General features: G+C 33.1%; 13 protein-coding genes. 8 read left to right on the top strand and 5 right to left on the bottom strand.

Translation table 11 applies throughout. The features are described 5' to 3' along the window. Positions 1 to 84: 84 nt before the first annotated feature. Positions 85 to 1,407, bottom strand: a complete 1,323-nt coding sequence (locus ACH2BV_RS14830; RefSeq protein ID WP_395051557.1) for a phenylacetate--CoA ligase family protein — start codon at positions 1,405 to 1,407, stop codon at positions 85 to 87. A gap of 128 nt (positions 1,408 to 1,535) precedes the next feature. On the opposite strand from ACH2BV_RS14830, the gene purD reads away from it, so the two are divergent. After that, positions 1,536 to 2,810 carry a phosphoribosylamine--glycine ligase gene (gene purD / locus ACH2BV_RS14825; RefSeq protein WP_395051556.1) on the top strand — a complete coding sequence of 425 codons (1,275 nt, stop codon included), beginning with the start codon at positions 1,536 to 1,538 and terminating at the stop codon, positions 2,808 to 2,810. On the opposite strand, the gene ACH2BV_RS14820 is transcribed toward purD, so the two are convergent. Next, entirely contained in the window at positions 2,802 to 3,032 is a 231-nt protein-coding gene (locus tag ACH2BV_RS14820; protein ID WP_395051555.1) for a uracil phosphoribosyltransferase, read from the bottom strand. The two genes, purD and ACH2BV_RS14820, sit on opposite strands and share 9 nt — an antisense overlap. A gap of 48 nt (positions 3,033 to 3,080) precedes the next feature. Here ACH2BV_RS14820 and ACH2BV_RS14815 point away from each other — a divergent pair, with 48 nt between their 5' ends. Continuing rightward, positions 3,081 to 4,010, top strand: a complete 930-nt coding sequence (locus ACH2BV_RS14815; protein WP_395051554.1) for a DUF6427 family protein — start codon at positions 3,081 to 3,083, stop codon at positions 4,008 to 4,010. Here the strand turns inward: ACH2BV_RS14815 and upp are convergent. After that, entirely contained in the window at positions 4,005 to 4,658 is a 654-nt protein-coding gene (upp, locus tag ACH2BV_RS14810) for a uracil phosphoribosyltransferase (RefSeq protein ID WP_395051553.1), read from the bottom strand. The two genes, ACH2BV_RS14815 and upp, sit on opposite strands and share 6 nt — an antisense overlap. 89 nt (positions 4,659 to 4,747) lie before the next feature. On the opposite strand from upp, the gene ACH2BV_RS14805 reads away from it, so the two are divergent. The 4 genes from ACH2BV_RS14805 to ACH2BV_RS14790 all read left to right on the top strand — a co-directional run bounded on the left by ACH2BV_RS14805 (position 4,748) and on the right by ACH2BV_RS14790 (position 7,409). Further along, positions 4,748 to 5,353 carry a DUF4254 domain-containing protein gene (locus ACH2BV_RS14805; protein WP_395051552.1) on the top strand — a complete coding sequence of 202 codons (606 nt, stop codon included), beginning with the start codon at positions 4,748 to 4,750 and terminating at the stop codon, positions 5,351 to 5,353. Between the two features lie 47 nt (positions 5,354 to 5,400). Beyond that, complete coding sequence (locus ACH2BV_RS14800; RefSeq protein WP_395051551.1) at positions 5,401 to 6,408, top strand: glycosyltransferase family 9 protein; 1,008 nt, start codon at positions 5,401 to 5,403, stop codon at positions 6,406 to 6,408. A 113-nt stretch (positions 6,409 to 6,521) separates the two neighbouring features. Then, a complete protein-coding gene (locus ACH2BV_RS14795; protein ID WP_395051550.1) occupies positions 6,522 to 6,875 on the top strand; it encodes a hypothetical protein in 354 nt (117 codons plus the stop codon). A gap of 228 nt (positions 6,876 to 7,103) precedes the next feature. Beyond that, positions 7,104 to 7,409, top strand: coding sequence for a hypothetical protein (locus tag ACH2BV_RS14790; RefSeq protein ID WP_395051549.1), 306 nt, complete (start codon positions 7,104 to 7,106; stop codon positions 7,407 to 7,409). 55 nt (positions 7,410 to 7,464) lie between these two features. On the opposite strand, the gene ACH2BV_RS14785 is transcribed toward ACH2BV_RS14790, so the two are convergent. Beyond that, entirely contained in the window at positions 7,465 to 7,983 is a 519-nt protein-coding gene (locus tag ACH2BV_RS14785) for a GNAT family N-acetyltransferase (protein ID WP_395051548.1), read from the bottom strand. Positions 7,984 to 7,993: 10 nt separating this feature from the next. Continuing rightward, positions 7,994 to 9,046 (bottom strand): 2Fe-2S iron-sulfur cluster-binding protein, encoded by a 1,053-nt coding sequence (locus ACH2BV_RS14780; RefSeq protein ID WP_395051546.1) that lies wholly within the window; start codon positions 9,044 to 9,046, stop codon positions 7,994 to 7,996. A 123-nt stretch (positions 9,047 to 9,169) separates the two neighbouring features. Here ACH2BV_RS14780 and ACH2BV_RS14775 point away from each other — a divergent pair, with 123 nt between their 5' ends. After that, positions 9,170 to 10,633, top strand: coding sequence for a DUF5687 family protein (locus tag ACH2BV_RS14775; RefSeq protein ID WP_395051544.1), 1,464 nt, complete (start codon positions 9,170 to 9,172; stop codon positions 10,631 to 10,633). A 27-nt stretch (positions 10,634 to 10,660) separates the two neighbouring features. Then, positions 10,661 to 11,356: an ABC transporter ATP-binding protein gene (locus ACH2BV_RS14770; protein ID WP_395051542.1), complete on the top strand. Its 696-nt coding sequence runs from the start codon at positions 10,661 to 10,663 to the stop codon at positions 11,354 to 11,356. The last annotated feature ends 36 nt before the right edge of the window (positions 11,357 to 11,392 follow it).

Raw genomic sequence — 11,392 nt, 5'->3', positions numbered from 1 at the left:
CGTTTTGCTTTTTTTCAATCGCTTTGATGATGGGTGCGATTTTTATAAAATTAGGTCTTGCACCTGCAACTATGGTGATTTTCATTAGGCTATTTCTTTAATTAACGAAACAAATTGTTTCAATTTTCCGCTATTGGTTCGTTCCAGTTTTTCTTTTCGGACAAATGTAAAAACCAATCCTTTTTCCAAATATAAGGCAATTGCCGCTTCAATTTTGTTGATTTGTGCCAAATTTAATTCGGTTTCGCTTACATATTCAATGTCAAAAGTATCTATTTTAGTTTGTTTGATGACAAATTCTTTTACATTTCCATCGTCTTCGATAATGCTTTTGGTCACATAGTAAAAAGTCAATCCGGGAGATTTTTTCCCGCTCGGTAAAATGGCAACGTCATTGGTTCGACCAATTAATTTTTTAAGAATCGGTTTTTTGGCCGTGCTTTTTTCATCCAAAATTCCAATGTCGCCAATGTCGTATCGAATAAAGGGATGCGCTTTGTTGAATAAAGAAGTAATCACAATCCGACCTTCTTTTCCATAAGGCAAAACGGTATTATTCTCGTCCAAAATTTCTACAAAAAGGGTTTCGGAATTTACTTGCCATTCGCCGTTTGGATTTTGAAAGGCAATCAAATCCAGTTCCGAAGCTCCATATTCATTGACAACTGGAACTCCAAATTGTTTTCCCAAGAGAATTTTATCATCTTCAAAAAGCATTTCAGAAGTGACAACACAGATTTTCAAAGTGGGGCAAATTTCTTTTAAGACAATATTTCTTTGTTGTAAAAACTTGGCAAACAAAACGATTGAACTAGTATAACCATTGATATAATCAAACTTTCGAGTTTTGAATTCGTTTAAAAAACCATCTAAAACTTTATCTGACAAATCGAAAATCGAAAATCGAAACCTATTGGAAAAAAAATCTTTAAATCGCTCTTTCGTGTTCCCTATAAAATCCAATGGAATTCCGTAAAAGCGAGCTTGATAGGAACTATTAAAATCAATTTCGAACCAACCAAATCGATTGATGATAGTTGCCCAAGTTAAGGCGTGTGAAAATTTATCTTTGCCAAAAATAAACGGATCGCCACCGGAGCCTGAAGTTTTGTTAACGTAAATTGTTGCAGGAGAAAATCCAGATGAAAGTCTTTCTTTTAAGGGTTCTTGAAAGTCTTTCTTGGTCATTATCAGCAAATCGCTCCAATTATTGAAAGAGGTTTTGCCTACAAGTTTTTGATAGGACGAATTATTCTTTAAATGATAGTCAACAATTTCTTGTTTTTTATTTTGGATAAAATCTTCAAATTCTTGTTCGGGAATCAACTGAATTTTTCGCAATTCGGCTTTAGCTTTCTTTATTGGAAAGGCATTTAATTGCAGCGATAATTCGAAAAATGGAAACATTTGGTGAATATATTTTACCAAAAATAATATTTACGAACAACTAATGACCTACAACCAACAACTTTTTGAAAATTAATTATTTTTTAAGTCTAAAAGCAATTATTTTTGCCAAACTTAACAACAACACAATGACAATTTTACTTTTAGGTTCAGGAGGAAGAGAACACGCTTTTGCTTGGAAAATGATTCAAAGTCCGCTTTGCGACAAACTTTTTGTAGCTCCGGGAAATGCCGGGACGGCGTCGATAGCCAGCAATGTTGATATCAGTCCAACAAATTTTGATGCTATAAAAACATTAGTACTTCAGGAAAAAGTGGAAATGGTAGTTGTTGGGCCGGAAGATCCATTGGTAAAAGGGATTTTCGACTTTTTCAAAAACGATGGTGATTTAAAAGATATTCCGGTTATTGGACCATCAAAATTAGGCGCCACTTTAGAAGGAAGTAAAGAGTTTGCCAAGGAATTTTTGATGAAACACAATATTCCAACAGCCGCTTATGATAGTTTTACTGCCGAAACAGTAGAGAAAGGATGTGATTTCCTGGAAACTTTACAACCACCATATGTTTTGAAAGCAGATGGATTGGCAGCAGGAAAAGGCGTTTTAATCATTCACGATTTGACGGAAGCCAAAGACGAATTGAGAAATATGTTGGTAAAGCAAAAATTTGGCGCTGCAAGTTCTAAAGTCGTAATCGAAGAGTTTTTGGATGGAATTGAATTAAGTTGCTTCGTTTTGACCGACGGAAAGAGTTATAAAATTTTGCCAACAGCCAAAGATTACAAACGCATTGGCGAAGGAGACACAGGTTTGAATACAGGTGGAATGGGAGCGGTTTCTCCAGTTCCTTACGTGGATGATGTTTTGATGGAAAAAATTGAAACTCGCATCGTAAAACCAACAATTGAAGGTTTCCAGAAAGACGGTATTGAGTATAAAGGATTTGTGTTTATTGGATTGATTAACGTAAATAACGAGCCGATCGTAATTGAATACAATGTGAGAATGGGTGATCCTGAAACCGAAGTGGTTGTTCCAAGAATGAAATCGGATTTAGTGGAATTATTTTTGGCAGTAGCCAATGAAAAATTAGCCGAAATCACTCTTGAAATTGACGAGAGAAGTGCCACTACAATTATGCTTGTTTCTGGCGGTTATCCTGAAGATTTTGAGAAAGGGAAAGTAATTTCAGGATTGGAGAACATTGAAGATTCAATTGTTTTTCACGCAGGAACAAAATTGGAAAACGGAAATGTGCTTACCAATGGAGGAAGAGTTTTGGCCATAACATCTTTTGGTAACGACTTTCAAGAAGCCATAAAAAAATCTTACCAAAACATAGACAAGCTAAATTTTGATAAGATGTATTTTAGAAAAGATATTGGTTTCGACTTACTTTAAAAAAGAATGAGCCGTTGTATCTTGGTCTTCTTGACCACTATCTTGGTGTAATTTCAATTGTTTGCACCAATATACGATTGCAACAGCACAGATGGCCATAAAAATCCAGTTGATAGTATTGGCTCCAGCCCAACAAACACGTTCTAATTCTCTTAGATAATTATGTAAGGCGAAAAAAATGTTTTCAAATAACCATTGAATTCCTTCAAAAAATGCTCTCATCTTTGTACAAGTATTATATTTACAGTCACAAAAGTATAAAATATCCTTATGATAACAAGTGTTTTTAAAAAATCTACACCATTAAATTTAATTTTGGTTGTAATTTTAATGCTGGTTTTCTTTTTAATTTATCAGTTTCAAGATTTAACTTGGACAAATTCGGCATTTTCAATTTTTAAAAAAGCAATGTTATTTGTTGTTTTGTTGGGTTCCATTTTTATCACAAATTTTATTGCCAAAAAAAACGGATTGAGCAAAGACAGTAGCTACACGATTTTTTTCTATTTTTTATTTCTGCTGTTTTCCCCTTCAGTATTAAATAATGTCAATTTAATTTTATCAAATTTATTTGTCTTATTGGCACTTCGTAGATTAATTTCTTTGCAATCCTTAAAAGCATCCAAAGAAAAAATATTTGATGCCTCTTTATGGATTTTTGTGGCAGCCTTGTTTCACTTTTGGAGTATTCTTTATATTGTATTGGTTTTTATCTCCATAATTTTTCATGTTTCAAGAGACTATAGAAACTGGGTTTTGCCTTTTATAGCCTTTTTTGCCGTAGGAATTATTTCAATGCTTTTTTCGATAATTTTCTACAAAGACGTTCTGGGATATATCAATACAAATGCAATTACCAATTTTAATATTGATTATTTTACTAATAATTATCAAAACGCAGCCTTTTCAATCTATGTGACCATTGCTTTGTTTTTTGTAATTTCTATGTTTATATCATTACCGAATAGACCATTAGTATTGAATGCTTCGTATAAAAAAATCATCGGTTCTTTTTTTATTGGGATAGTGATTTTTGCAATTTCTTCAAGTAAAAGCAATGATTTATTGGTTTTTACAATTGCTCCATTGGCAATGATGGCAACTAGTCACATCGAAGTTAAGCAACAACAATTAAAGCAGGAAATGGTTTTGGCTGTATTTATACTTTGCAGTTTGTTTGCGTTTTTCTCGCAATTATAATTTATTTCCGTAAGCTAAATCACCAGCATCGCCAAGGCCAGGAACTATATATTTTTTGTCGTTTAGTTTTTCGTCCAAAGTTGCAACCCAAAGATGACAGGAATCGGGCAAATGTTTTTCAAGATAAGCAATTCCTTCCGGAGCAGCAATTATTACGGCAATGTGAATTTCTTTTGGTAGCCCTTTTTCCATTAATTTATTAAAAACCGCAACCATCGATTGTCCTGTGGCAAGCATTGGATCTATCAAAAGTAAGGTCTTGTTTTCAATATTGGGAACGGCTTGATATTCGACTAAAATTTCGAAAAACTCATCATTATTAGGATGATGTCTGTAGGCAGAAACAAAACCATTTTCGGCACTGTCAAAATAATTCAATAACCCTAAATGAAGCGGCAAACCAGCGCGAAGAATGGAACATAAAACCAATTGATCTGCAATTTCGGTGGTTTTTTTGATACCAAGAGGTGTTTGAATTTCGATATTTTTATAATGCAAATCTTTACTTAATTCATAAGCCATCACTTCGCCAATACGTTCAATATTTCTACGAAAACGCATACTGTCTTGTTGCACATTAACGTTTCTGATTTGACCAAGAAAATGATTAAGAATACTATTATCTTCTGATAAATAATGTGTTTGCATTGTTTTAAGTTTTGGTATTAAACTTCTTAAGTTTTTAAGGGACTATAAAAGTATAAAAAGTATCTTTGTAATTATAAAATATGAAAAATATGTTTTCAAAATTAGCTTATTCCGTTTTCGAACAAAGTATTCGCGATTATCATCAATTTGATAATGTAGATCAACCTATTAATAATCCTTTTCCAAAGGAAAAAATAGAACATTTATTATATTTAAAAAATTGGATTGACACCGTACAATGGCATTTCGAAGATATTATTCGTGATCCAAATATTGACCCAGTTGCAGCATTGACTTTAAAAAGAAGAATTGACTCTTCAAATCAGGAGCGTACTGACATGGTAGAATATATTGATGGTTATTTTCTTCAAAAAAATGCTCACGTTACAGTAAAAGAAAATGCTAAAATCAATTCCGAAAGTCCAGCTTGGGCATTTGACAGATTGTCTATTTTAGCTTTAAAAATTTATCATATGAACGAAGAGGCCAATCGTGCCGAAGCTTCACAAGACCACAGGGATAAATGTCAGGCAAAATTAAATGTGTTGTTAGAACAAAGAACTGATTTGTCAACTGCAATAGATGATTTATTAAAAGACATCGAAAGCGGCAATAAATTCATGAAAGTGTACAAACAAATGAAAATGTACAATGATGATGATTTGAATCCGGTTTTGTATCAGAATAAAAAATAAATTCTGACAAATCTAAATTGTCAAAAAAAATCAAACATATAGCCGTCATGAGACTTTCCGCAATGGGAGATGTCGCCATGACGGTTCCTGTTTTAAGGGCTTTTGTTTCGCAAAATCCTGAAATAAAAATTACTGTTATTTCCCGACCGTTTTTTAAACCACTTTTCGACACAATTCCTAATGTTTCTTTCTTTGCTTTCGACGAGATAAAGCGTCACAAAGGATTTTTTGGATTGTTGCACTTATTTCAAGATTTAAAAGCATTAAACATTGACGTTTTTGCTGATTTGCATAACGTTTTGCGTTCTAAAGTTGTTCGTACGCTTTTTGCCTTGACTGGGAAAAGAACAGCATTTGTTGATAAAGGCAGAGTACAAAAAGCAGCTTTAACACGTTCTGAAAATAAAATTTTCAAACCTTTGCCCACAATGTTCGAAAGACACGCAAAAGTGTTTGAAGAACTTGGTTTCACAGTAGATTTGTCAAATCCTATTTTCCCACCAAAACAAAAATTAGACGCAGAAATAGTCCATTTAATTGGAGAAAACCCTGGGAAACTAATAGGAATCGCACCTTTTGCACAATACGATTCCAAAGTGTATCCACTAGATTTAATGCAGGAAGTAATCGATAAATTAGATCAAAACAAGAACTATAAAATCTTGCTTTTTGGTGGAGGAAAAAAGGAAATCGAAATACTGGATTTGCTTTCAAAAGGCAGAGAAAATGTTGTCAATATTGCTGGGAAAATTAATCTTCAGCAGGAATTGCAACTCATCAGCAATCTTGATATGATGCATTCAATGGATAGTGCAAATGCACATTTGGCAGCAATGTTTGGTGTAAAAGTAATTACACTTTGGGGATCAACACATCCGTTTGCTGGATTTCTGCCATTCAATCAACCTTTTGAAAACGCATTGTTGGCTAATCGAAATTTGTTTCCAAAATTACCTACTTCAGTGTACGGAAATAAAAAAGTGCCAGGTTATGAAAGTGCAATGCGAACAATTTCTGTTGAAACTGTAGTTGATAAAATCAATGCTACAATTTAGATTCTTGGCAAGAAAGCGGATGCTTTTAACCTCATTTAATTTAAACAAATTGTAATTTATCAAAGAAATCATCTACCTTTATCTTTCGTATAATTTAAAAATAAACAAACCCTATGTTAGATTCAAAATCCTCTAGAAGAAATTTTTTTAAATTCCTTGGCTTGACTGCCGGGACAACGTTAATCAGTCAGGTAAGTTTTGCCGCCCACTTAGATCAAACGGAGATCAAAAAGTTAACCGATGAACAAAAGGAATTTATTATGCTCCACGAAAAATGGATGGATAAATTTATAGAAGTAATCAGAGTGCAAAAAACAGCTCCTGAAGATCAGGAAAACAACCAAAAGATGATTGCGATAACGGAAATGGCTGATGAATTCAAGCCAAAACTTAATGAATTTATGAAAGATGGTACTTTTGCATTAATCTACAAAATGTCGCTGGAGCGAATGAGCAAAGAAATCTAATTCAAAAGTTAGCCGGACACTTGACTTTTTCTCTCAAAGAATTTAAGAAAATTTTACAAATTCAAATTACGTTTTAAATCTTTTTAATAATTAATTTTGGTTGAAAGGAAATAATTTAAGGGCTGTTATTAGTTCAGTTTCCAATTTTTTTTAATTTTAGCACAGAATTCAACAAATAAAAAAGTTGAGATTATAAATTATTTTAATCACATTTTAATACTAAATAACATGGTAGTACAGTATCAGGGTAAACAAAACGGAATCCCTACAACATTCACGATTCGAATCAACGGAAACAATTTATCAAAAAGTAGTTCTAATTATGAAGTAGATTTATTGGTAGGAGACAAGCAATTGCCAACTTTTACGACATCAATTCATCAAAGTTTGTCTAATTGTTTAAAAGAAATTTACTTGTTCAGAAAACACAATAATATTAAGTTTGATGCTTCTTCAGAAAAAGTGGCGCCTAAACGAGTTCCTTACGATTTGGCTTTATACAACTGCCACAAAAACACTTTGTTTATGGCATAAACCATTTCTGCTTATTAAAAAAGACTGTTCATTGAACAGTCTTTTTTAATCGTATTTACAAAGCTTTAGGGAGCACTTTCTCATATGCTTTTCTTGGACTTCCTCTGAAATGTACTTCACCACAGAGAGTGTAGCCCGATTTTTCAAAAATTTTTAACATTGCAATATTGTCATAATTTGTGTCTGCTTTTACACTGACTATATTGTTTTTAAGAGCAAAATCTTCTATATATTTAATCATCATTTTAGCAAAACCTTTTCCCAAATACTTTTCTGCAATAGCTACTCGATGAAACACGACAAAATCATCATTCGTTAACCACTTTCCTTCAATTTTTTCATATTCAGGCTCGTCATTGACTAATACCGCACAATAACCAATGATAGATTTTCCTTCAACCAAAACATATCCTTCCCCTTTTTCAATGTCTTTTTGTACGACTTCTGGGTTTGGATAGCCATCTTGCCATTGATTACTTCCGTCTTCTTTTCTTCGCAGTATGGCTTGTTGCAAAATGGTCCATATTCGAGATGTTTCAGAAATTTCAGCTTTTCTAAAATGATAATTCGTCATTTATATTTTTTTAAACATCGTCATAATTCACAAAAATTTCTGCAGAAGTAGGATGCGCTTGACAAGTGAGTACTAAACCTTCGGCGATTTCGCTATCCGTTAATATGGAATTTTTCCTCATCACAGCAGTCCCAGATGTAATACGAGCGAGACAACTACTGCAGATTCCACCTTGGCAGGAATAGGGAGCGTCAACGCCTTGTTTTAGAGCTGCCTCTAGGATAGTTTGTTTTTGTGACATTTCGAAAGTTGTTTCATCGTCATCAACAAGAATAGTAATTTTAGTATGACCTTCGAGAGATTTTGCAATTTTATCTTCGGTAATTGAAGTTGAAAACAATTCGAACTTGATATTCTTTTCCGGAATGTTGTTCTCTTTTAAAACAGCCGAAACCATATTAATCATTTCTTCAGGGCCGCATAAATAGAACTTGTCGAATTCTAATTCCTTGTGCTTGTTGTTCAGCACAAAATTCACAATGGATTTATCGATTCTGCCAAAAAGTTCCCCTTCGGCTTTGACTTGACTGAAAACATAATGAACAAATAATCTCCCCGTATATTTAGATTGCAAATCGTGTAATTCCTGTTGAAAGATCGTTTCTTCGGGCAATTTATTTCCGTAAACCAATACAAACGAACTTCGTGGTTCGCCTTTCAAAACGGATTTAAGAATGGAAATTACGGGTGTAATTCCGCTACCTGCAACAAAAGCAACATAGTTTTTTTGTCTGTCAACTTGTGGTTCGAATGTGAATTTTCCTTCCGGTATTCCTACTTCGATAAGATCACCCACTTTTAGTTTTGTATTGGCAAATTGGGAGAAAGTTCCGTCTTTCATAGCCTTTACCGCAATTCTCAATTCTCCACTTTCTGGTGAAGAACAAATAGAATACGCACGACGGATTTCCTGTCCGTCCAGCGTTAATCTCAAATTGACATATTGACCGGCAATAAAAGTATAATTTGGTTTTAATTCTTCAGGTACATTAAAAAGTATAGAAACTGCTGACGCCGTTTCGCGTTTTATTTCTTTTATGACAAGTTTTTTGAATGATGGCATAGGATTAATTTTTTACAAAGATAGCAAACCCAAAAAAAGTATAGAAGTTTATAGGTTTAGAAGTTCTGTTTTTTGTTACATTTCCCTACTTTTATCAATAAATAAAAAATATAAGTCAAAATTATGATTAAAAAATTCCTGTATCTCGAATGGAAAGCTTTTATAAGGTCAGCTTCTTTCGGAACTAATTTGGCTTTAAAAATTCTTTTGGGTTTTATAGCAATTCTGTATGCTTTTATTTTGCTAATGGTTGGAATTGGAGCTTTTTATGGATTAAAAAAAATGAATCTTGATCCGTTGCAGCAGGTGAACAAATACTTGATTTACTATTTTTTAATTGATTTGGGCATTCGATTATTGTTACAAAAAATACCAGTAATGAATATTCGGCCGTTACTTGCTTTGCCGTTCAAAAGACCAACAATCGTTAACTTTTCCATTGGAAAAACGCTATTGTCTTTTTTTAATTTTCTCCACGTTTTTTTCTTTTTGCCTTTTACTTTTGTTTTATTGGTCGAAGGGTATGATGTTGTGAGTGTGATTCTTTGGCATTTGGCAATGATTTCATTGGTTTACAGTAATAATTTCCTGAATATTATTTTAACAAACAAGGACAATGTGTTTGCTATTTTCATAGGAATTGTGCTGGTTCTGGGAGGTTTTCAATACTATCATTATTTTGATATTACTACATATACTTCTGTATTTTTTAATGGATTGTTTAACATAAAAGGACTGTTTTTATTTCCGGTTATAGTTTTGATGAGCTTGTATTATTATACGTTTAACTATCTAAAAAACAATTTATATCTCGATGCTGGATTATCAAGCAAATACGAAATTGCCAAAACTGAGAATTTGACTTGGTTAAACCAATTTGGAACTTTGGGAACTTTTTTAAAGAATGACATCAAACTTATCAAAAGAAACAAACGTTCGCGGACCACTGTTTTAATGAGTTTGCTGTTTTTATTTTACGGACTGTTATTTTTCAGAGAAAATTCACATCAACCAGAAGTGATGCGCATTTTTGCCGGTATTTTTGTTTCGGGAGGATTTTTATTCACTTTTGGACAATTTGTGCCCAGCTGGGATAGTTCTTATTATCCGCTGATGATGACACAAAATATTTCTTATAAAGGCTATTTGAGTTCAAAATGGTGGCTTGTTGTTATTGCTACATTTATCTCGACCATTTTGGCTTCTTTTTATTTGTATTTTGGCTGGCAGGTTTACCTAACGATTGTCGTTGGAGCAATTTACAATATTGGAGTTAATTCGCATTTGGTTTTGCTTGGTGGAGCATTTACAAAAACACCAATCGATTTATCTATGAGCAAAGGTGCTTTTGGTGACAAAAAAGCCTTTAATACAAACACAATGCTACTTTCGTTACCAAAATTAGTCTTACCGTTATTGCTTTATTGGGCAGGTTCTTCACTAATGAATCCTAATTTAGGACTTATATTTGTAGCTGTTGCAGGAGTTTTGGGGTTTGCCTTGAGAGATAAAGTTTTCTCATTAATTGAAAAAATCTACAAAACTGAAAAATATAAAACTATCGACGCTTACAAACAAAAATCGTAATTCGTAAATCTGAAATCGTAATTCAAAATGATACAAGTACAAAATCTTTCAAAATCATATAACGGAACTGCCGTATTAAAAATAGATACTTTAGAAATTCCAAAAGGACAAAGTTTTGGCCTAGTTGGCAACAATGGAGCGGGAAAAACCACTTTTTTTAGTTTACTTTTGGATTTAATCCAACCTTCGACAGGAAATATAATTAACAATGATGTTCAGGTAAATGTTAGTGAAAATTGGAAACCATTTACGTCTTCTTTTCTTGATGAAAGTTTCCTCATTGGCTATTTGACTCCTGAAGAATATTTTTATTTCATAGGTGATTTACGCAATCAAAACAAAGCCGATGTTGATGCTTTATTGGTGAAACACGAAGAGTTTTTTAATGGTGAAATCCTGAAAAACAAAAAATATTTGCGGGATTTATCCAAAGGAAACCAAAAGAAAGTAGGAATCATTGCCACGCTTATTGGCAGTCCTGAAGTGGTAATTCTCGACGAACCGTTTGCAAATTTAGATCCAACAACCGTAAGCCGATTAAAAAAAATAATCAAGGAACTTGCCGAAAACCCAAACGTTACAGTTCTGGTTTCAAGCCACGATTTGCAGCATACAGTTGAGGTTTGCGATAGAATAGTTGTGCTAAATAAAGGCGAAATTGTAAAAGACATTCAAACATCGCCAGAAACATTACAAGAGCTTGAAACGTTTTTTGCCGTTTAAATTTCGATATTTCAAAAAGAAACGTATTTTTACCAG

Origin of the sequence: Flavobacterium sp., from assembly GCF_043780635.1 — a bacterium.
In the GTDB taxonomy this organism is placed as follows: Bacteria; Bacteroidota; Bacteroidia; order Flavobacteriales; family Flavobacteriaceae; genus Flavobacterium.
This window is presented reverse-complemented; position numbering and strand designations above follow the sequence as displayed.